The organism is Terrimonas ginsenosidimutans, from assembly GCF_022012415.1.
Taxonomy (GTDB): Bacteria; Bacteroidota; Bacteroidia; order Chitinophagales; family Chitinophagaceae; genus Terrimonas_A; species Terrimonas_A ginsenosidimutans.
Map to the genome: position 1 here is coordinate 213,494 of NZ_JAKLTR010000005.1, position 21,252 is coordinate 234,745.

General features: G+C 46.7%; 18 protein-coding genes. 12 read left to right on the top strand and 6 right to left on the bottom strand.

The annotated features are described in order from the left end of the window. The first annotated feature begins 205 nt into the window (after positions 1–205). The gene (locus tag LZZ85_RS09875; protein ID WP_237871152.1) at positions 206–667 is read left to right on the top strand and encodes a nuclear transport factor 2 family protein; all 462 of its coding nucleotides are present in this window, start codon (positions 206–208) and stop codon (positions 665–667) included. Between the two features lie 560 nt (positions 668–1,227). On the opposite strand, the gene LZZ85_RS09880 is transcribed toward LZZ85_RS09875, so the two are convergent. The 4 genes from LZZ85_RS09880 to LZZ85_RS09895 all read right to left on the bottom strand — a co-directional run bounded on the left by LZZ85_RS09880 (position 1,228) and on the right by LZZ85_RS09895 (position 6,433). Beyond that, complete coding sequence (locus LZZ85_RS09880; RefSeq protein WP_237871154.1) at positions 1,228–1,416, bottom strand: hypothetical protein; 189 nt, start codon at positions 1,414–1,416, stop codon at positions 1,228–1,230. A gap of 11 nt (positions 1,417–1,427) precedes the next feature. Beyond that, positions 1,428–1,985: a DUF6934 family protein gene (locus LZZ85_RS09885; protein ID WP_237871156.1), complete on the bottom strand. Its 558-nt coding sequence runs from the start codon at positions 1,983–1,985 to the stop codon at positions 1,428–1,430. A 515-nt stretch (positions 1,986–2,500) separates the two neighbouring features. Further along, the gene (locus tag LZZ85_RS09890) at positions 2,501–4,933 is read right to left on the bottom strand and encodes a ribonucleoside-diphosphate reductase subunit alpha (RefSeq protein ID WP_237871158.1); all 2,433 of its coding nucleotides are present in this window, start codon (positions 4,931–4,933) and stop codon (positions 2,501–2,503) included. Positions 4,934–5,461: 528 nt separating this feature from the next. Further along, a complete protein-coding gene (locus tag LZZ85_RS09895; RefSeq protein WP_237871160.1) occupies positions 5,462–6,433 on the bottom strand; it encodes a ribonucleoside-diphosphate reductase small subunit in 972 nt (323 codons plus the stop codon). A gap of 810 nt (positions 6,434–7,243) precedes the next feature. Between LZZ85_RS09895 and LZZ85_RS09900 the strand changes: the two genes are divergently transcribed. The 7 genes from LZZ85_RS09900 to LZZ85_RS09930 all read left to right on the top strand — a co-directional run bounded on the left by LZZ85_RS09900 (position 7,244) and on the right by LZZ85_RS09930 (position 14,812). Further along, positions 7,244–8,956, top strand: coding sequence for a tetratricopeptide repeat protein (locus LZZ85_RS09900; RefSeq protein ID WP_237871162.1), 1,713 nt, complete (start codon positions 7,244–7,246; stop codon positions 8,954–8,956). A gap of 306 nt (positions 8,957–9,262) precedes the next feature. Beyond that, entirely contained in the window at positions 9,263–9,592 is a 330-nt protein-coding gene (locus LZZ85_RS09905; protein WP_237871164.1) for a DUF6686 family protein, read from the top strand. Between the two features lie 302 nt (positions 9,593–9,894). Continuing rightward, positions 9,895–10,473 (top strand): nitroreductase family protein, encoded by a 579-nt coding sequence (locus LZZ85_RS09910; RefSeq protein ID WP_237871166.1) that lies wholly within the window; start codon positions 9,895–9,897, stop codon positions 10,471–10,473. Between the two features lie 134 nt (positions 10,474–10,607). Continuing rightward, the gene (locus LZZ85_RS09915; protein ID WP_237871168.1) at positions 10,608–11,750 is read left to right on the top strand and encodes a cytochrome-c peroxidase; all 1,143 of its coding nucleotides are present in this window, start codon (positions 10,608–10,610) and stop codon (positions 11,748–11,750) included. Between the two features lie 207 nt (positions 11,751–11,957). Further along, entirely contained in the window at positions 11,958–12,431 is a 474-nt protein-coding gene (locus LZZ85_RS09920) for a DUF4920 domain-containing protein (protein WP_237871171.1), read from the top strand. A 406-nt stretch (positions 12,432–12,837) separates the two neighbouring features. After that, a complete protein-coding gene (locus tag LZZ85_RS09925) occupies positions 12,838–13,551 on the top strand; it encodes a DUF4198 domain-containing protein (protein WP_237871173.1) in 714 nt (237 codons plus the stop codon). Between the two features lie 85 nt (positions 13,552–13,636). Further along, complete coding sequence (locus tag LZZ85_RS09930; protein WP_237871175.1) at positions 13,637–14,812, top strand: PepSY-associated TM helix domain-containing protein; 1,176 nt, start codon at positions 13,637–13,639, stop codon at positions 14,810–14,812. Positions 14,813–14,990: 178 nt separating this feature from the next. On the opposite strand, the gene LZZ85_RS09935 is transcribed toward LZZ85_RS09930, so the two are convergent. Then, positions 14,991–15,521 (bottom strand): CopD family protein, encoded by a 531-nt coding sequence (locus LZZ85_RS09935; RefSeq protein WP_237871177.1) that lies wholly within the window; start codon positions 15,519–15,521, stop codon positions 14,991–14,993. Between the two features lie 135 nt (positions 15,522–15,656). Then, positions 15,657–16,691 carry a ferrochelatase gene (gene hemH / locus LZZ85_RS09940; protein ID WP_237871179.1) on the bottom strand — a complete coding sequence of 345 codons (1,035 nt, stop codon included), beginning with the start codon at positions 16,689–16,691 and terminating at the stop codon, positions 15,657–15,659. 424 nt (positions 16,692–17,115) lie between these two features. On the opposite strand from hemH, the gene hemA reads away from it, so the two are divergent. From hemA to hemE, 4 genes are read left to right on the top strand one after another with little or no spacing between them, the layout of a single operon-like run. Continuing rightward, a complete protein-coding gene (gene hemA, locus LZZ85_RS09945) occupies positions 17,116–18,357 on the top strand; it encodes a glutamyl-tRNA reductase (RefSeq protein WP_237871181.1) in 1,242 nt (413 codons plus the stop codon). Positions 18,358–18,361: 4 nt separating this feature from the next. After that, on the top strand, positions 18,362–19,312 hold the full coding sequence (gene hemC / locus LZZ85_RS09950) for a hydroxymethylbilane synthase (protein WP_237871184.1): 951 nt from the start codon (positions 18,362–18,364) through the stop codon (positions 19,310–19,312). Further along, positions 19,296–20,006, top strand: a complete 711-nt coding sequence (locus LZZ85_RS09955; RefSeq protein WP_237871186.1) for a uroporphyrinogen-III synthase — start codon at positions 19,296–19,298, stop codon at positions 20,004–20,006. The genes hemC and LZZ85_RS09955 overlap by 17 nt, the downstream gene beginning before the upstream one ends. Then, positions 19,993–21,054 (top strand): uroporphyrinogen decarboxylase, encoded by a 1,062-nt coding sequence (hemE, locus tag LZZ85_RS09960; RefSeq protein ID WP_237871188.1) that lies wholly within the window; start codon positions 19,993–19,995, stop codon positions 21,052–21,054. The genes LZZ85_RS09955 and hemE overlap by 14 nt, the downstream gene beginning before the upstream one ends. Positions 21,055–21,252 lie beyond the last annotated feature (198 nt).

The following is a 21,252-nucleotide window of genomic DNA, read 5'->3' on the forward strand; positions in this document are numbered from 1 at the left end:
TTCAATATACAACATCAGATGATTTGAGCGGTTGCGGCAGTGATTTTATTCGGCAAACAGGCTTTTGAGTGATATCAGATCCGTTCGTCGTCGCTGAACGTCACTGGCTGATGCTGGTGGGTTTCTGCTTTGAAAAAAGGTCATCACAGCGAATTAACTGAATTAGCGGATATGTTGATGGTACGTTTGCGAAAACAAATCAGCTATGAAACATTTATCACTGTTTTTCTTTTTGGCTTTTATGGCCGCAAGTGGGTCTGCACAGATAGATACCACAAGTTATCCCGACCAGCGCCGGGAGATATTAGCGCTATTGCATAAAGGTGCAGAGGGTGGAGATAAAAGTTGCGGCGATTTCATCGCGGTGGGACCCAAAGGCGATATCTCTTTTTCACGTAAGGAGTGGATAGAAGTGCAAAAAAAGCTGAAACTGGTCTTTAAATCGATGCGGATCATTCCGGGCAGTGAGGTGGTGCGGGTTTATGATGGAACGTCGGCCGTCGTGAATTTTGTGGCGGATGTGTCGCTGGTGGTGGATGGGAAGGACGTGGCCTTGAAGGTGAGACGCCTGGAGGTTTATCATAAGAGTGGAGGAGTATGGTGTATGGTAGCGGGTCAGGGAACAGAGGTGGATGAGGGGTTGTTTCCGGTGAGGAATAATATGTAGAGGATGTTCGATCGATGTTTGTAGCCCAGGATTTCAATCCTGGCGGGCGGGTGGCGGAGATTTCCGATGGGTATAAGAATGATCGAACATTCCCTCTTCCCACGGTTGAAACCGTGGGCGGTTGCACGATCTGAAAGCGGGAACGGTGATTGAAGTTGAAGATGCATTTATAATGTATGTTCGATGAACATCTGCTAGCCCCGAAGGAACGCGGCGGACGCGGCGAAAATAGAAGATGTTCCATGGCTGTTTTCGCTGCGTCCGCCGCAGATCGCCGCGTCCGCCGCGTTCCTTAGCCTAAACTAAACGACATTGGATTTCAATCGTGGGCGAAGATTTCCGATGGGTATAAGAATGATCGAACATTCCCTCGTCCCACGGTTGAAACCGTGGGCTGTTGCACGATCTGAAGCGGGAAGGGTGATGGAAATTGTAAAGCATGTAGAATGTATGTTGAATAAGCATTCCCACGCCCTATACAGCGTCAAAAAAATAAAACCCGATAGGCTCAAATAAATTGTATGCTATCGGGTATACTCCTTAGCGAAATGCTATTGAAATCATTCAGCCTCCCTATGCGCATTATTTAACATCTTCATAAACCGCTTCGCCTGTTCAGGCGTCCGGATTATCTGATGCAGCGAAGATCCCGTCACGCTTCCCTTTGGCCATTTCATACCATTCCCTTTGCACTCTTGCGCTTTCTTCTTTAATTCCTCTCTAGCCTTCTTTAAAGATTCTTCATTCATAGTTTAAAGGTTTAATTTTTCAATTTAAAAATAAAGTAGTTGAACATGAGGTCCCAGGGAAGGTCAATGTCCTTTCCGATAGGGACAATACCCGGTATTATGTCTGCAAAATCAAACGGATTATTATATTGTGTCTTGCCGAAACGGGTTATTCTTACATAGTACTTTAATCCCGACAGTATGAGTCGCTCATTGAGATAATCAAAGTTTCTCTGTAAAATCTGATAATACAAACGCGCCCTACGGTAATCTGATCCATCAAATCCAACCGAATGCGTTGGATTTTCTAGCAGGTAATTCCATGCATTGAAAAGTATCGTAGAAAAGACTTTTGAATGATCAAAATGAGCTAACTCGGCCTTATCATCTATTCTGTTTCCTTTAAGTGGTCCGAAGGCCATATTATAAACATCAGGCATCAACTCATGCACCTCATTGCTTATTTGTATATATACCGGAACTATCTTTCCATCTCTCAATACAGTCGTAAACTCACTGTTCCGAAAATCTTCCGTGATCTGACATAACCCATACCTGTTGTCAAAATCGATTTTTACATTCCGTACCATTCTCACTATGCAATTATACGCTAAGCTATTGCAAGCGTAATAAGCTAACACGTATAACCGCCATGTTTTTTACCCGATTTTATCGTTTTTTTCATCGGAAAATTATTTCAAGCTATATTTTTAGAATAAAGTCTAAGCAACTGAGAAAACAGAACACGTATCATCATGGAGGTGCCAACATGGCGCCTCCATGATTAAAGCAGCAAGAAGCGTTTTATGCGACAGTAATCTTCAACTCCATCCACTACATCCCGTAATCCGAAAACGGACGGCTTCTACGAAACCGATGTGTAGACACAGTCTACACATAACCGCTTAGTATTGGAACCTCATTTCATCATCGACCCATTCGCGTTCCTTCGCGGCCATTCGCGCTCATTCGCGTACAATAAAAAAGAGCGTGCCGCTTTCGCAACACACTCTATATATTTAACGTCCAGGTTAAAATCATCTTCCATCACAAACGACCCATTCGCGATTCGCGTCTATTGGCGATCATTCGTGCTCTATTCGCATTACGAGCCGCAGGAGATACAACCATCCTGCATCGTACAAACCGCTCCCTCCGTAAACGTCGGTTCAATATTCGCCGCCGCTGCAGCTACCGCCGCATCACCCGCTTTACCTTCCGAACTGATCGAAGTATTCGTTTTGTTATCGATCAATGGCTCAACAGATTTGCCGCCTTGTTTCTCCACCGTGAACTGTACCGCCTGTGAAGCCGCTTTCGTACGCAGGTAATACATACCTGTTTTCAAACCTTTCTTCCAGCCATAGAAATGCATAGAAGTCAGTTTACCCGCAGTAGGCGCATCAACAAACAGGTTCAGCGACTGCGACTGGCAAATGTATGCTCCACGGTCTGCCGCCATATCAATGATCGCACGTTGTTTGATCTCCCAAACTGTTTTATAGATCTCTTTGATATGATCAGGGATCGCATTGATCTTCTGAATAGAACCATTATTCGAAATGATCGCATTCTTCATTTCATCTGTCCACAGGTTCAGGTCAACGAGATCTTTCAACAGGTGTTTGTTCACCACCACGAACTCACCACTCAATACGCGACGAACATAAATGTTCGACGTATATGGCTCGAAGCACTCGTTGTTGCCAAGGATCTGTGATGTAGATGCCGTAGGCATCGGCGCCACCAGCAATGAGTTGCGTACACCATGCTTCAGCACTTCCGCTTTCAGCGTGTACCAATCCCAACGCAGCGTGGGTTCAACATCCCACATATCAAACTGGAAAATCCCTTTTGATACAGGAGAACCTGCAAACGTTTCGTAAGGACCATCCACTTTTGCGAGGTCTTTACTTGCTGTCATCGCTGCGAAGTAGATCGTTTCGAAGATCTCTTTGTTCAGCTGTTTTGCTTCGTCACTCTCGAATGGCAAACGCATCAGGATGAAAACATCCGCCAGACCTTGCACGCCGAGTCCGATCGGACGGTGACGCATGTTAGAGTTGCGCGCTTCATCAACAGGGTAGTAGTTGCCGTCGATGATCTTATTCAGGTTCTTCGTAACCTCGTAAGTTACTTCATACAGTTTATCGTGATCGAATTTGCCATTCACTACATATCGTGGCAATGCCAATGAAGCGAGGTTACAAACCGCTACTTCATCAGGTGATGTATATTCGATGATCTCTGTGCAGAGGTTAGAACTTTTGATCGTTCCGAGATTCTGCTGGTTGCTCTTACGGTTCGCTGAATCTTTATACAGCAGGTAAGGCGTACCGGTTTCGATCTGTGCATCGAGGATCGCGAACCACAGTTCCTGTGCTTTCACCGTTTTGCGGGCACGTCCTTCTGCTTCGTATTTGTGATACAATGCTTCGAATTCTTCACCCCAGCACTCATGCATGCCTGGCGCTTCGTTAGGGCAGAATAGGCTCCAGTTGCCATCTTCTTCAACACGTTTCATGAACAGATCAGGGATCCAGAGTGCATAGAACAGATCACGTGCACGCATTTCTTCCTTACCGTGGTTCTTACGGAGATCGAGGAACTCGAACACGTCAGCATGCCATGGCTCGAGGTAAACAGCGAACGCACCCTTGCGTTTGCCACCGCCCTGATCTACATAACGCGCTGTGTCATTATAAACACGCAGCATCGGGATGATACCATTGCTGGTGCCGTTCGTACCGCCGATATAACTACCAGTAGCACGGATGCCACTGATCGCCAGACCGATCCCGCCGGCACTTTGGGAAATTTTAGCCGTTTGTTTCAGCGTATCATAGATACCGTCAATGCTGTCTTCTTTCATGGTGAGAAGGAAGCAGGATGACATCTGAGGTTTAGGTGTACCTGCATTGAACAATGTTGGTGTCGCGTGTGTGAACCAACGCTCGCTCATGAGGTTGTATGTTTTGATCGCAGACTCGATATCGTTTCTGTGGATACCGATCGCGACACGCATGAACATGTGCTGTGGGCGTTCTGCTACTTTACCCTCGAGTTTCAGCAGGTAAGATTTTTCCAGCGTTTTGAAACCGAAGTAATCAAATCCGTAGTCACGGTCATAGATGATGGTAGAATCCAGCAGCTCGTCATTGTCCTGGATGATCTGCCATACTTCGTCAGACAGGAGTGGGGAATACTTACCGGATTTTTCATCCACACAATCATAGAGCGCTTTCATTGTTTTGGAAAAGCTCTTGGTTGTGTTCTTGTGCAGGTTGCTCACCGCGATGCGGCTTGCGAGCAATGCATAGTCAGGGTGCTTCACCGTAAGGGAAGCAGCTGTTTCCGCAGCGAGGTTATCGAGTTCTGTAGTGGTCACGCCATCATACAATCCTTCGATCACTTTCTTTGCTACATCAATTGAGTTTACGAATCTTCTGTCCAGGCCGTAACATAGCTTTTCTATACGAGCGGTGATCTTGTCGAATTTCACGCTCTCCTTTTTTCCGTCTCTTTTGATTACTTGCATAGCAGATATATTTATATAGGTTAGTAGTGTCGTCTTTATACAATTCTTATTCCGGAAAACATCATTTTCAGATGTTTAACAAAGCATAACTTCAAATCAACTGATATGTTCGTTCACTGATGAAGATGCTGATGATTCACTTTTTCAAATAATGAAAAAGCAGATCAGGGTTCTTGTATTTCAAATGGAAAAAAAACGGATTGTCCTTCAGATTCCTTTTCCAGGTCGATTTACAAAAGGCCATTGCCTTTGCAGGCTTTCTTTGGATTTTTGGATTCGCCTTTGGCGATGTGGTTTCTTGATGGGATATTGAGCAGCACGAAAAGCAGTTAGTTCAGCTGCAGATTTTATATTCGATTGGCGTAGAGGAGCGCGGCGGACGCGGCGAACCGCGGCGAGCGCAACGTTAACCTCATAACCTTAAGAACTTTCATCATTGATTTTTTTATCGAAGATCCTGACTTACTGTATTTCGCCGCGATCGCCGCGATCCGCTGCGTCCGCCGCGTTCCTTCCACGCCAGTCGATCTAGAAATCTTCCTCCGTAGAAAAAGCCTGGTCTTCCTTATTAGAAAGAACCCCCGCTTTTTGATAATCTCCCACTCTCTTCTCAAAGAAATTCGTCTTACCCTCCAGTGAGATCATCTCCATGAAATCAAACGGATTCGTTGCATTGAACATCTTCGGATAACCGAGTTCTCCCAACCAACGATCCGCAACAAACTCGATATATTGTTGCATCAGCTTCGCATTCATTCCGATCAATGCCACCGGCAATGCTTCAGTTATGAATTCTTTTTCGATCGCCACCGCATCACCAATGATCGCAAATACCTCTTCCTGGCTCATCTTTTTATTCAGCATGCTGTAGAGCAGACAGGCAAACTCACAATGCAAACCTTCATCGCGGCTGATCAGCTCATTACTGAACGTCAACCCCGGCATCAAACCTCTTTTCTTCAGCCAGAAGATAGAGCAGAAGCTTCCGCTGAAGAAGATGCCTTCCACAGCTGCGAATGCAACCAGTCTTTCGGCAAAAGAACCATTCTCGATCCAGCGCAGTGCCCATTCCGCTTTTTTCTTTACCGCAGGAACGGTATCGATCGCATGGAACAGTCGGTCTTTTTCTTTTGGATCTTTGATATAGGTATCGATCAGTAATGCGTAAGTTTCTGAGTGGATATTTTCCATCATGATCTGGAAGCCATAGAAGCAACGCGCTTCCGGAAGTTGGACTTCGCTCATGAAGTTCACCGCCAGGTTCTCGTTCACGATGCCGTCACTTGCTGCAAAGAATGCCAGTACATGGGAAATGAAGTGTCTCTCGCCGTCATTCAGAGAAGCCCAGTCTTTCGCGTCGGCACCCAGGTCAATCTCCTCGGCAGTCCAGAAGCTGGCTTCATGTTTCTTGTACTGTTCCCAGATCTTCGGATAGTTGATCGGGAGGATCACAAATCGGTCTTTATTTTCCTTTAACAGCACTTCCTCTTCGTTCTGCATAGCGGTTGGTTGATCAGTTATATATAATGCGGCACGGCGGGAGACAAAAAGGCCACACCCTGATGGGGTGAAGTCAATGATCGGCTTCGGCAGTACCTTATTTTTTATGGAATTGTCCTAACAATAATTTCATATGGCTGACCCGGTATCCACCTAATCTTTTGGAAACCACCTCATAAACACTATAGTGGTCAAATCAGGAGGGCCAGGTCTGTCAGACAGAATGTCTGTTTGTTGGCTGAATTATCGTAGAACTGTAACGAATGTAGTTTTTAAATCAGGAAAATCCCGGAGGTACTTCTTAACAAATGTGGATAGTTTTTTTCTGTGGAAAAAGGTCTTTGGCAGGACTAAAAAGAGTATATTCTGAAGTTGATTTTTACAGAATCTGGTGGAATTCGGATGCGAATTTTCCAGATAGTTTTTCACTTCTATGTAAAATTTTGGTGAATAAAAATCGCTGTACATTTCGGTTGGGCGACTGCATTACCAGCAATTTCTAATAATGACGAGAAACAACTGTCGGCAAATTTGTCAGTGTACATTTTATTGGCTGGCATATAAGGAACGCGGCGGACACGGCGAACCGCGGCGAAAACAATATTTATCGTGGCTGTTTTCGCTGCGTCCGCTGCGGTTCGCCGTGTCCGCCGCGTTCCTTATACGCCAGTCTAACATAACTGACCTGCCTCCTCTTTTTGAGTGAGCCTCATCCCCGTTCAGTTACCCACAATACCTTTGACGCCTATTCCCACCCCGCTACCCTGCAAAATCGGCCCTATTGTTCTTTTCATTTTAAAAAAATCATCAATGAGAATTACAATTTTACTTATTGCCCTCGGACTTTTCAGCGGAGTGGTGATCTCGCGCAAAAAAGAAAATGCAGCAATCCCCAAAAACGAACAACGCCGCTCTATCGTTTATTGCTCCCCCACCTTCGACCCCACCGCCATGCAAGATGCCAATGCTCCGCTTCTTGATGGCTTTGGTAAATGGAACTATCACGTCACCACAAAAAGCGAAAAAGCCGCCATCTTCTTTAACCAGGGCCTTGCTTTAATGTACGGTTTCAATCACGGCGAAGCAGGCCGCTCTTTCAAAACTGCCTTGCGTCATGACTCAACAATGGCAATGGCTTACTGGGGTATCGCCATGATCCTCGGTCCAAACTATAACGCCGCACTAAATCCCACTCAACTGACCGATATCAATGCCGCCATCAACAAAGCCGTTGAATACAGCAACCATATTTCCGGGAATGAAAAAGCATTGATCAATGCGCTCGCCAAACGTTTCCCTAAAGAAGAAGCAAAGGACATGACGCCGTATTACTCGCAGTATGTCGATGCTATGAAAAAAGCACATGAAGATTTTCCCAATGATGCTGAGATCACCACGCTGTATGCCGATGCATTGATGAACATGCACCCCTGGGATCTTTGGTTGAAAGACGGCACCGCACAACCATGGACGCCCGCCATCCTAGCCACGCTCGAAGAAGCCCTGAAAGCAAATCCCGATCATCCCGGTGCGATTCACTATTATATTCATGCAACAGAAGCATCGCGTGATGCTGCACGAGCCACTCCTTATGCGGATAAACTGGCAGCATTAATGCCAGCCGCCGGCCATATCGTTCACATGCCCTCTCATATTTACATTCGTACCGGGGAATATCACAAAGGTGTTTTGTTAAATGAACAGGCATCAGAAGCTGACAGTACCTACATCGCTCAATGTAAAGTGCAGGGCGCTTATCCATTGTTGTATTATCCACATAACATTCACTTTCTTGCTGCCTGCGCTTTCCTCGAAGGCAACAGCAAAAAAGCAATGGATGCTGCATGGATGATCGCTCGAAAAGCTAATGCAGATTTCATGCATCAGTTTGGTGGCATCCAGCATTTCGCGATCATTCCCTATTACATGCTGGTACAATTAGGGAGATGGAAGGAGATCCTGCAATTACCCGCGCCTGCTGATAGTATGCTCTATGCAAATGCAATCTGGCATTATGCACGCGGAATGGCTTTTGCCGCAACAAAAAATCTGTCAAATGCAAAACTCGAATTAAAAGCAATCGATAACATCACGAAAGATGAATCATTGAAGAAGATCACGATCTGGGAAATGAACAATGCATTCGATCTTGTACAAATTGCCCACCATACATTACAGGGAGAGATACAGGGAAGAAACGGGCAATCTGATCAGGCAATTGCTTCTCTGAAAAATGCCGTTGCGATTGAAGATGGGCTCATGTATCAGGAACCACCGGACTGGTTCTTTTCTGTCCGACTCTCACTCGGCTACTGGCTGCTTAAAGCCCGCCAATTTGGAGAAGCTGAAAAAGTGTACCGTGCAGATCTTGTCACCTTTCCTGCAAATGGTTGGGCGCTTAAGGGACTTTACAACAGTCTCAAAGGGCAAAATAAATCCGAAGAAGCCAGACAAACTAACGAAGCTTTTACCAAAGCCTGGCAATGGGCGGATATCACACTCGAGTCTTCCCGTATTCCCTGAAATGCTGAGCGCTTGATTGGTGTAGGTGTAGGTTCCCGCAGATTTCGCGGATATCAACTTTCTATATGGGACTGATCTGCGTCATCTGCGCATTCAAATAGATATGTGCCCGCACAGCAAAATACTTTCCTTCAATAGCAAGGCCAAAATCTGCGTAATCCGCGGGAACCTACGCCAATCATAAATCAGGTAACGATCAGCCTGAAATGTCAGCTACCTGTCAGTTTTCTGATTGCGTAAACGGTGTTTGCGGAAATCGTAAGCTAATTCGTTTTTCTTACTGCACTTTTACTAAAAGAAAACAAGATGTGTCATTACCAAACCCTATATCATAACGACAATACCGGTTATGTCGTACGATGCCCGGAATGTGAGAAGATACAGATTGGGTACGGTAACCTCATGGTCACGTTTGGCCGTTCGGAGTTTGAGGATTTCCGCTGGTGGCTTCGCCGCATCAAAGAGGAGCAATCGCCGGCACAAAGTCCAACGCTCCGCTGCATCGTGATCCCAACGCCCTGCGATGGAATGAAACTTCTTCTCAGCATGCGGGAATTACGGGATTTCGATACCATGCTGGAATCGGCTGATACAGAACTGAGATCACTGGAACTCATCAAGTTGTTCGAAAGCTAGCTAAGAGGGGATAGAGGTGAAGTCTTTCATCTTTTGCGAATTGTTTTCTTGAAAGAAGGAATATCATAAAATGTGGATCATAAAGGTGTGGTCTTAGTCTTAAGACGGCACTAAAAAAACAACACGAATATTCACGAATGGCCGCGAATCAACGCGAATGCCTCAAAAAATTTGAAAGTCCAGGCCCGAAGGCCGGGCTTTTCTTTTTTAATCCTTCGTTACAGTAGCTTTTTCTAATCTATAGGAATCTATTCGCGATCATTCGTGGCCATTCGTGTACTTTCGTGTCAAAATTTTTAGAGATGACTCCAGATATGTTTAACGCGCTGGCAAGAAGCCGCCGCTCAGTATTCCCTGATCAGTTTGATAGTACGCGTAAAGTTGACGACTCAATTATAAAAGAGATCCTCACGAATGCAACATGGGCTCCGAATCATGGCAAGACCGAGCCATGGGAATTCACTGTTTTCTCTGGTGATGGATTGCAGAAGTTTGCGGATTTTCAGAGTGAGCTGTATAAGAAAGAAGCGGGTGAGAATCTGAAAGAGATCACGTATAATAAGCTGAAGAAACAACCGCTGCAGGCTTCGCATATCATCGCGATCGGCATGAAGCGCACATTGTCTAAACCAATTCCTGAGATTGAAGATGTGGAAGCGGTAGCATGTGCGGTGCAGAATATTTACCTGTCTGTTAGCGCTTACGGATTGGGTGGATACTGGACATCGGGCGGTGTAACGTACAAAGAATCAGCAAAAGAGTTTTTCGGGTTGGGTGAGCAGGATAAGCTGCTGGGCTTTTTCTATATCGGACATGTGGCAGTGCCTTCTACGACGGCAACTCGGATCCCGATCGAAGAGAAAGTGAAGTGGGTGAAGTGATATTAATGTCGGCTGGCATAGTAGTATCGCGAAGAGCGCAAAGAAAGCGCAAGGGGCGCAAAGCTTAGCGTTCTCTGCGTTTTCTTTGAGCTCTTCGCGATACTCCTACGCCAGTTTTGCTATATTAGCAGCCCATGAAGAAGGTCTTCACCATTGCCTTGCTAAGCTGCTTCGTCATCGCCTGTTCCGTATCCGTAAAGAAATCCGGAAACAGCTCGCAAATCCCCGCCGGCACCTACGAAGACACCCTTCGCTACCTCTATTCCCTGCAGCCAGATCAATGGCCCGCCCCGAATATCGACTCCTCTGTTAAATGGACCGAACTCGGGCTGCTACCGCAAAGCCCACTAAATCTCGATTCAGTACAACCCCTAATCCTCCTCGGCAAAACTCTCTTCTTCGACACCCGTCTAAGCGGCAGCAACAAGATCGCCTGTGCCACCTGCCATCTCCCCGAACTTTCCTGGGCAGACGGAAGATCCAAATCAGTCGGGCACGAAGACCAGCTCAACAAACGCAATTCCCCCGGACTGCTGAACGTCTGGGCGCAGAAGAAACTTTTCTGGGATGGACGCAGCAACAGCCTTGAAGATCAGGCATTTGCTCCAATCAACAGCGAAACGGAAATGCATAGCGATATGTCCGAAGTGATGATGAAACTCCGGCGGATCAAGGGATACAAACCGATGTTCCAGGCTGCATTTAAAAATGGAGAGATCTCTCCCGAAACACTGGCCACAGCGCTTGCAACTTTCCAGCGGACGCTCGTCGGTAATCCCAGCAGCTTCGATAAATTTCTCATGGGTGATAAAAAGGCGTTGAATGATTCCGCCATGCGTGGCCTGCATGTCTTCCGGACCAAAGCCGGTTGCATGAGTTGCCATAATGGTCCGTTGTTTACAGATCAGGAGTTTCATAATATAGGCCTTACTTATTACCAATTGCCGCAGGAAGATCTGGGGCGGTACGCGGTAACGCATAAGGCAGAAGATGTCGGCCGGTTTAAAACGCCTTCTCTCCGGGATGTGATGAAAACCGCACCGTGGATGCATAATGGGCTGTTTACCAATATGGATGCATTGATGAACATGTACAATATGGGTATGCCACAGGCGGGATCAAAACCGGCCAATTCAACAGATAGCCTGTTTCCGCAAACTGACAGGTTGATCAAACCGCTCGGCCTGAGCCGCCGGGAGCGGGAAGACCTGGTGGCATTCCTCCGTTCGTTGTCTGCTGAACCTCCGATTGTTATCAAGCCTTTGATGCCTCAATAATATTGACTGGCGTAGGGTATCGCAGAGTGCGCAAAGAACCGCAAGGATCGCTAAGCTTTGCGCCCCTGGCGGTTCTTTGCGCACTCTGCGATGCTGCCTACGCCAGTCGAATACAAGCTTTCCGCATTTCGAACTTCTTTTTACCAAACCATGGCACACTACCATCCATATTATCTATTTTTGCGTCTGCATTCTAAACCTCAAATCATGAAAAAAATATTCTCTCTTTTCGTAGTAGCCCTTTCTGCAACAGCCGCAATGGCTCAACCACCAGCTGGTGACGCAAAACCAGGCGAATGGTATGGTGAAAAAACATCTGCTGACGGCGCGATCAGTATTTCAGAGATCCCGGGAAAACTCGATAAGAAAGAGTCTTTCGATACAAAGATCAAAGCGAAAGTCCTGGACGTTTGCCCTAAAAAAGGCTGCTGGTTGAAACTGGAAGTGAATGATTCTACAACAGCTTTCGTGAAAATGAAAGACTATGCATTCTTCCTGCCAGAAGCCATCAAAGGAAAAACGATCATTCTCGATGGTGCGGCTAAGGTGAAAACTGTTTCTGTTGACGAGCAAAAGCACTACGCTGAAGATGCAAAGAAATCAAAGGCAGAGATCGATGCGATCACTCAGCCTAAGAAAGAGATCAGCTTCCTTGCAAAAGGAATCGTTGTAGTGGAATAAGTATTACAGAAAATATATAAGGAACTGCCGGCCATTGGTCGGCAGTTTTGTTTTGGGAGGCGTAGAAGTTACGCGGCGAACGCAGCGGACCGCAGCGAACGCAAAGAATTATATCGTTTGTAGTCCGCCGCTCGCTGCGGTCCGCTGCGTTCGCCAGGTTGCTTCTACGCCAGTCTGTATTAGGCATACCATGGCTGTCACAACTCTGTCAAGTTTCGCCTTTCGCAACCCCTTTTTCCCGATACCGCATCTTCAAAATTTCGCACCATCCTACTTTTGCATTGGATACAAAAACACTGAGCTAATAGGGCCATTCCTGGTTTTCTTTCGCCTTGAGCAGTTGGGCAAAAGTTTTCGGGAGTGTGCCCGCCAATCGAACAAATATCACTCTGACTAAAACATAAAAATGAACAGGAAACTCTCCTTGCTCGCGTTGCTCTTATGCTGTTTCTTCTCCGAAACATTTGCACATGCACTCTGGATCGAAACTTCATCAACCGGTAAAAAAGGAACCGCACAGGAAATACGCGTTTTCTTTGGCGAATTCTCAGAAGGATACGCAGCCGCAACTCCTACTTCTAAATGGTTCTCGGATACACGAAGCTTTTCGCTGATCGTCACCACTCCTGATGGACAGGAGATCAAACTCACGCCAACCCAACAACCACAATATTTTTCCGCAACATTTACGCCTGATAAAGACGGCGTTTATGCCGTTCGCCTGCATCATGTGGTAAAAGATGTTTATCATGGTAACCGCCTCGACTATAACTCAAGTGCTTTGGTTCATGTTGGAACGGCTGCTGCTGCACTCCTTCCATTCAGCAATATCGGAGTTTCAGCAGATGGCAAAGCTGGTTTCAAAAAAGATCAATCCGTTTCGATCAGCGCTTTCCTCGATGGCAAACCAGCTGCGAAAGCTGAAGTGGAAGTGGTGGCACCTAATGGCTGGTCGAAAAAACTGTTTACTGACAGCACTGGCACTGCCAACTTCAAACCTCTCTGGCCTGGCAAATACAATCTTGAATTCACCCGCAGCGATAAAAAAGCTGGTCAGCATGAAGGCAAGCCTTATGAAACAGAATGGCGCGGTGCGAACTCTGTCATAGAGGTGAAGTGAAGTAATGCATTGATTAGATAAGTTTAGTGATAACTCAACCTTGAAGGCCCCATCCTTCAGGGTTTTGTGTTTAAAAAGTAAAATGGTGGCAAAGGGAAAAAACAAATTAGGGTTCAAAAAAATAATCGGCCTCGTGCATCTGTGGCTCGGACTGATCTCTGGTGTGCTGGTCGTGTTCCTCGGCATTACTGGTTGTATGCTCGCGTTCGAACACGAGATCAGAAGTGTAACGCAACCCTATCTCAAAACGGAAGCGCAGGATAGAGCTTATTTATCTCCCACAGTGCTGAAAGAAAATGCAGAGAAACATCTTGAAGGAAAAAAAGCAAATGGTATTGAATATCCCGGCAAAGGAAAATCTGCCGTCGCTTATTACTATGATGACACGGATTACAAACTTATCTACCTGAATCCCTACACAGGAGAAACGCTGAAGGTGAAGAATATGAACCGTGATTTCTTCCGGATCATCATCAACGGGCATTTTTATTTGTGGCTTCCGCCGAATATTGGCCAGCCGATCGTGGCATCCGCTACGCTGATCTTCCTGATCATGATGATCTCTGGACTGATCCTCTGGTGGCCAAAGAACAAAGCAGCACGCAAGCAACGCTTCTCTGTAAAATGGAATGCGAAGTGGAGGCGGGTGAACTATGATCTGCACAATGTGCTGGGTTTCTATATGACCTGGGTAGCGATCTTTATCGCTATCACCGGATTGGTCTGGGGCTTTCAATGGTTTGCGAAATCTGTTTACTGGGTAAGCAGTGGGGGTAAAACAATGGTGGAGCATGCGCATCCGGTATCTGATACAACGAAGATCGCGCAAGGCATGAATGTAGCGGACCATGTATGGAATGAACATAAACCGCAGGTGGGAGAAAAAGAAAGCATGGGTGTTTGGTATCCTGCAACACATACAGATCCGGTAGAGATCGTGGTGAATCACCGGCCCGGCACTTATTACAACGCGGATTATTATCATTATGACCAGTATACAGGCGTTGAACTTTCCGCCACGGGTAGTTATGCCGGCACGTATAAAGCGGCTTCTCTGGCGGATAAGCTCGTTCGCATGAACTACGATATTCACGTGGGCGCTGTGCTGGGTTTACCGGGGAAGATTATGGCATTCTTTGCCAGCATGATTGCGGCGAGCTTGCCGATCACGGGTTTCTGTATCTGGTGGGGAAGGCGGAAGAAGAGTAAAGCGGCGCCCAGGTCGAATGTAACAAAGGCGCAGGTATTGAATCCAGCCTAAAGCCGTTGCTTCAGGGCGGTCAACCTAAGGCATGATTGGCGTAGGAGGAACGCGGCGGAAGCGGCGATACGCAGCGGACGCCGCGAAACAGCCAAGAAAGACATTGTAGTTCGCCGCGCGCTGCGTATCGCCGCGTTCCTGCATTAACGGATATAGTGTCTCACCCTCCGGAAGCACGCTATTGCTTTTTCGTTCTGATCAGCTTATAGATCCTGATCGCGCTCATCAGCACGATCACAAACAGGGTCAAGCCCAGCAATCCCCAAACCACACTCATATTCTGCTTCACCACAACCAGCATCACGATAGCCACCAGGAAAATGGTAGCTATTTCATTCCATATTCTCAATTGTTGGGAAGAGTAATTGAACACGCCTTGCATCTGCTGCTTATAGATCTTATGCAGGCTCAAATGATACAGGAATAAACCTGCAACAAAACAAAGTTTGATGATCAGCCAGGTAGGAGTGAATCCTAACATGTGCCACACACTCAGTCCGAGTATCAGCGTCAGCACTGCCGATGGCCAGGTGATGCCGAACCACAATCTTTTGATCATGATCGAGAACTGCCGCTGAAGGATCGACTTCTCCGGTTCATCTTTTTCACCAGCTTCCGTATTGTAAATAAAAAGCCTGACGATATAGAACATACCGCTGAACCATGTGACGATAAAGATAATGTGGAGGGCTTTTATGTATAAGTACATTATTCGGAAATTTCTTGGCTGTTTTCGTTGCGTCCGCTGCGTATGGTTGCGTCCGCCGCGTTCCTTTTACGCCGGTCTTAGTTAGGAACGCGGCGGACGCAACGATACGCAGCGCGCGCGGCGAAATACAAGTTATTAACGCACCTTCCCTATAAGTTTGAGCAAACTCTCCACCCACACCGGATGCGTATTCATACAGGGGATCAACGTGAACTTCTCTCCTCCATTATGAAGGAATATCTCACTTCCTTCACCACCCATTTCTTCCAGTGTTTCCAAACAATCACTCACAAAAGCCGGACAAGCCACCAGTACTTTCTTATATCCTTTCGCCGGCCACTCAGCCAGACTCTTTGCTGTATATGGCTGCAACCAGGGATCACGACCCAAACGGCTTTGAAACGAGATCGTATATTTTTCCTTCGGTAATCCTAATTTCTGCGCGACCAGTTTCGTGGTTGTAATCACCTGGTGACGATAACAAACCTCCTGCACTGCAGGATCGGTACAACATTTCTCCGGATCATGCACATCATGTGTTCCCGCCGGATGACGCGCCGTGATATGTCTCTCCGGAATGCCATGATAACTGAACACGAGCAGATCAAATTCATTCTGCTCTACATAAGGGCGCATGCTTTCCGTTAATGCATGGATATAGTCTTCGTCTTTATAAAACTGCGGAACGATGCTTAGCTTAAATGAATAACCTTCTTTCTGATGGATCTCCTTTGCATATTCCACTGCAGTTTCATAACTGCTCCAGGCATAATGCGGATACAATGGAACAAGCACCACTTCCTTTAACGAAGGATACTTCTTCTTCAGGTTATCCATCGCTACCTTCGGATGCGGGTTGCCATAACGCATGCATACTTCTACGGGAAGATCAGTTTTCTTTTCCAGCTCCGCTTTCAATTGATCCGTCAGCACGATCAACGGCGATCCGTCTTTCGTCCAAACCGTTTTATACGCTTCCGCACTCTTTGGCGCGCGCAAGGGCACGATGATCCCCTTCACCAAAATCGTTCTCAGCAATTTCGAAGCAGGCTTATCGATCACCCGTGGATCCATCAAAAATTCATTCAGATATTTCTTCAGATCGGGTACGGAGGTACTATCCGGCGAACCGAGATTCATTAACAAAATGGCTTTTTCAACCTGACTCATCGTATCAATTAAAATTGTTATAGAGGAAAGAAGAGGCGGGGCAAAGTTCGTGAGTTTTAGCAGAAATAAATTCGGATACCGGCAACTTTTGTTTGAAGATTAGCGATAATGACTTGGGTATGCACTGGAATGTCTGGCGTAGGTTCCCGCAGATTTGCGCAGATTTATCAGTCAAAAAGTTGAAAAGTTCCATTTGTAAGGTACTTACTTCTATATGATTTCGCAGATTACGCAGATAAGTTTCCGTCTCAGAGATATTTGCGTAATCTGCGGGGACCTATGCCGGACCACTCAAAAACAAGCCTCAACCCATATGATTTTAATCATGTTTCATCCGCTGATTTCACCTGATCATGATGATTTACAACCGGATGACAAAACGATGACGGATTAACCGTAACCACTTTATACATTTGTGCACTTTATGTCCACGCAACCGCATACTATATCCACCCCGATCCTCGACCGCTTTTGCGTGGCCGGCATCAATTATCATAAAGCAGATATCGCCGTACGCGGAGCATTCTCCGTTTCCAAAGAAGATTTCACCGCGATCGCCAATAGCGCAAAAGCCCAACTTATCAGAAGTGTTTTCGTGGTTTCAACCTGCAACCGCACCGAGATCTACGGTTTTGTAGAGAATGTGATGCAGCTGGCAAATCTCCTGGCAGAACATACACGCGGCAATACACACGAATTCCTTCAATACGCTTACCTGAAAAATGGGGAAGAAGCCATGCAACATCTTTACAGGGTTGCTTCCGGCCTCGACTCGCAGATCTTAGGTGACTACGAAATATTAGGTCAGATCAAACAGGCCGTGGATGCCTCAACCGCCAACCAGGTGCTTGGCCCGATTATGAACCGCACACTCAGCTATGCTTTCCAGGCTTCCAAAAAGATCAAGACCGATACAGGATTAAGCAGCGGAACCGTTTCCGTTTCTTACGCCGCCATCGAATTGCTGAAGGATCTGCCTGGTATTGAAAGCAAGAAAATACTTGTCATCGGCGCAGGAAAGTTTGGCGGGAATGTGTGCAAAAACCTTCGGGAATACCTGCCGGCAACATCGGTGTCTGTGATGAACAGAACAGATGCAACGGCTGAAACATTAGCTGCAAAAACGGGCACCAGCTTTATTCCCTATGCACAGATGAATGAAGCCATGCACGCTTCAGATGTGATCGTAGTTTGTACGAACGCGCAAACAGCAACCGTGCTGCCTTCCATGCTCGAAGGAGCTGGAGAGAAACTCGTGCTCGATCTGTCTGTACCTGCAAACGTTCACCCAGCTGTGAAGATCCTGGGTAATGTGCGCGTGATCGATGTGGATGAGATATCTACAACGATCCTTGATAAAACCATCGCGAGAAGACGTGCAGACGTACCAAAGGCCGAAGAAATCATCGAATCTTACAAGCAGGAATTCTATACCTGGCTGGAAGAATATAAATATTCACTACACCTAAAAAGCTGGAAAGACAAATTGCAGGAATTGAGTGAATGGCAACCCCGGGAATATTGCGAAATGGCTACAGCGGCGGCTTTGTCGCCCGACAGAAAAGCCCAGAAAGCGGTAACGCGTTTAGCCGTAAATTTGCGCACGAACCAGGAAAAGGGATGCCAGTTCATCAACGCCATTAATGATTACCTGCAAATGTCATGAGTAGATGTCCGATATACTTCGCATAGGAACAAGAGAAAGTCAGTTAGCCGTCTGGCAAGCCACACAAGTAAGCGAGCTGCTCAAAGCAGCTGGCCATCAGACTGAATTAGTTTACATCAAAAGTGAAGGCGATATCAACCTGACCACACCCTTATACGAAATGGGCGTGCAGGGGATCTTTACAAGAAGTCTTGATATCGCTTTGCTGAATAATAAAATTGACATCGCCGTACATTCCATGAAAGATGTGCCGGTGGTGCTGCCACAAGGGATCCGCCAGGCCGCCGTGTTAAAGCGTGCTTCTTATAAGGATCTGCTGGTGACCAATCCTTCCCACAATCATACATCATTAGTCGCTCAGCTTGATGCGGAAACGGAATATCCCTTCCTGATCGCCACAAGCAGCATCCGCCGCAAGGCGCAATGGCTGAACCGCTACCCGGAAACAAGCATGGATAATCTCCGTGGCAATGTAAATACGCGGTTGAAGAAGCTTGCCGAAAGCAACTGGCATGGAGCCATCTTCGCAGCGGCCGGTTTGGAAAGGATCAACCTGCGGCCGGAAAATTCCATCGAACTCGACTGGATGCTGCCCGCTCCGGCACAAGGCGCCATACTCGTTGTTTGCAGAATGGATGACGCTGCTGCCTGGAAAGCCTGTGAAGGAATGAATGATGAGGATACGGCCGTGTCTGTAAAAGTAGAACGTGATTTCCTGAAAACGCTGATGGGCGGATGTTCAACCCCGATCAGCGCACTTGCAACCGTGAAAGATGATCGCCTGCACATCAAAGGAAGCATTCTTTCCATTGATGGCACGCAAAAACTGGAAGTGGAAAAAGATACATCATTAGAGAAAGCATACAGCCTCGGTGTGGATGCCGCCTTCGAGATCCTCGACAACGGTGGTGACGCATTGATGAAGGCAATCAGAGAAGGTGAAAAACAACATTGACATAATTAGCACAGCCTCCCTGCCGGTGGAATGCCTGCAACAATTGCAGCAACAGGGCATCAATGTGGACGTAATTCCTTTTATCAAAACGTATGAGTCTGTAAGCGTCGCCAATTCACAACGGATCAGATCGTTGGAGAAGTATAAGGCGACAGCCATCTTTACCAGTGCACATGGTGTTGAAGCCGTCGCGGGATCTTTGCTACACCCTCCCGCATGGAAATTTGCCTGCATTAACGGCAATACAAAAAAAACAGTTGCCCATTATTTTGATGAAGAAGATATCATCGCTGAAGGCCCGGATGCAGCATCATTAGCAGATGAGTTACTTCCAAAGATTGACCGGGATGCGCCTGTGATCTTCTTTTGCGGTAATCGGAGATTGGATATTCTTCCCCAACGGTTCAGGGACGCAGGGATCAAACTGGAAGAAATTGAAGTGTATAAAACCGATTATACACCGGAAAAGGTCAATGATAAAAGCGTTTCAGCCGTGCTGTTCTTCAGCACAAGTGCTGTTGATAGTTTCTTTTCGTTAAATACTTTAAATGCTGAAACAATTTGCTTTGCCATCGGTAACACCACAGCAGCAGCATTAAAAGAGAAGGTGCAGAACAAGATCGTCATCTCCGATCAACCCGGTAAAAAAGAATTGACAGAATTAGTTATAAAATATTACAATGAACACAGCTGAATTAAAAGCAAAGGCAGACCCGTCGATCAAGAATGATCTTTTTCTCCGCGCATTGCGTGGTGAAGAAGTGAGCCGCCCTCCCGTGTGGATGATGCGCCAGGCTGGCCGTTATCTTCCGGAATATATCGTACTGCGTAACAAGTATGGCTTCTTCGAAAGATGCCAGACGCCCGAGCTCGCTTGTGAGATCACCTTGCAGCCGATCGATATTGTTGGTCCCGATGCAGCGATCCTGTTCTCAGACATTCTCGTGGTGCCGCAGGCAATGGGTCTTGTTGTAGAGCTGATCGAAAACAAAGGGCCGGTATTGCCGGATCCGATCCAGACAGAAAAAGATTTCGACCGTATCGTTGTGCCTGATGTGAATGACCGCCTGCACTATGTGTTTGATGCGATCAAAATGATCAAGCAGGAATTGAATGGCCGTGTACCATTGATAGGATTTGCCGGCGCTCCATGGACCTTGCTTTGTTATATGGTGCAGGGAAAGGGCAGCAAAACATTTGATGAGGCAAAAGCATTCTGCTATCGTCATCCTGCATTAGCGCATCGCTTGCTGCAGATGATCACCGATACAACGATCGCCTACCTGAAACAGCAGATCAAAGCCGGTGCCGATGCTGTGCAGATCTTTGATAGCTGGGGTGGCTTGTTGAGCCCGGTAGACTTTGAAGAATTCTCCCTGAAATATATCCGCCAGATCGTTGCTGCAGTGAAAAATGAAGCACCAACCATCATCTTCGCGAAAGGTGCATGGTTTGCGCTGGAAGAAATGGCTTCAACCGGTGCGCATGGTTTGGGGATCGACTGGTGTATCACTGCTGATAAGGCCAGACAGTTTGCTGGCAACAACGTAACCCTGCAGGGAAATTTTGATCCGGCTAAATTATTCCTTACACCTGCTGAGATCAAAAAAGAAGTGAATAAGATGATCAATGCTTTCGGACCACAGCGGTATATCGCAAACCTGGGTCATGGCATTTTGCCGACTGTTCCGGTGGATCATGCGAAGGCGTTTGTGAATGCGGTGAAGGAGTGGAAGGCGTGAGGCCCCCTCTAAATCTCCCCCGAAGGGGGAGACTTAAAGTCGCTTATAAAGGGAAAAATCTTTTTTAGGGAGGCCGCGGTTCGAAATATTCAAGAACTTCTTATTTAATAACTGTTCGAAAGTCTCCCTTCGGGGGAGATTTAGAGGGGGCCAAAGATTTCTCATATTCCGAGCTGATAAAAATCAGCGTAATCCGCG

Bases quoted from the DNA above. Each gene is read 5' to 3' on its own strand.
- LZZ85_RS09875 (WP_237871152.1), top strand. From the start codon at position 206: ATGAAACATTTATCACTGTTTTTCTTTTTGGCTTTTATGGCCGCAAGT.
- LZZ85_RS09880 (WP_237871154.1), bottom strand. From the start codon at position 1,416: ATGAATGAAGAATCTTTAAAGAAGGCTAGAGAGGAATTAAAGAAGAAA.
- LZZ85_RS09885 (WP_237871156.1), bottom strand. From the start codon at position 1,985: ATGGTACGGAATGTAAAAATCGATTTTGACAACAGGTATGGGTTATGT.
- LZZ85_RS09890 (WP_237871158.1), bottom strand. From the start codon at position 4,933: ATGCAAGTAATCAAAAGAGACGGAAAAAAGGAGAGCGTGAAATTCGAC.
- LZZ85_RS09895 (WP_237871160.1), bottom strand. From the start codon at position 6,433: ATGCAGAACGAAGAGGAAGTGCTGTTAAAGGAAAATAAAGACCGATTT.
- LZZ85_RS09900 (WP_237871162.1), top strand. From the start codon at position 7,244: ATGAGAATTACAATTTTACTTATTGCCCTCGGACTTTTCAGCGGAGTG.
- LZZ85_RS09905 (WP_237871164.1), top strand. From the start codon at position 9,263: ATGTGTCATTACCAAACCCTATATCATAACGACAATACCGGTTATGTC.
- LZZ85_RS09910 (WP_237871166.1), top strand. From the start codon at position 9,895: ATGACTCCAGATATGTTTAACGCGCTGGCAAGAAGCCGCCGCTCAGTA.
- LZZ85_RS09915 (WP_237871168.1), top strand. From the start codon at position 10,608: ATGAAGAAGGTCTTCACCATTGCCTTGCTAAGCTGCTTCGTCATCGCC.
- LZZ85_RS09920 (WP_237871171.1), top strand. From the start codon at position 11,958: ATGAAAAAAATATTCTCTCTTTTCGTAGTAGCCCTTTCTGCAACAGCC.
- LZZ85_RS09925 (WP_237871173.1), top strand. From the start codon at position 12,838: ATGAACAGGAAACTCTCCTTGCTCGCGTTGCTCTTATGCTGTTTCTTC.
- LZZ85_RS09935 (WP_237871177.1), bottom strand. From the start codon at position 15,521: ATGTACTTATACATAAAAGCCCTCCACATTATCTTTATCGTCACATGG.
- hemH (WP_237871179.1), bottom strand. From the start codon at position 16,691: ATGAGTCAGGTTGAAAAAGCCATTTTGTTAATGAATCTCGGTTCGCCG.
- hemA (WP_237871181.1), top strand. From the start codon at position 17,116: ATGTCCACGCAACCGCATACTATATCCACCCCGATCCTCGACCGCTTT.
- hemC (WP_237871184.1), top strand. From the start codon at position 18,362: ATGTCCGATATACTTCGCATAGGAACAAGAGAAAGTCAGTTAGCCGTC.
- hemE (WP_237871188.1), top strand. From the start codon at position 19,993: ATGAACACAGCTGAATTAAAAGCAAAGGCAGACCCGTCGATCAAGAAT.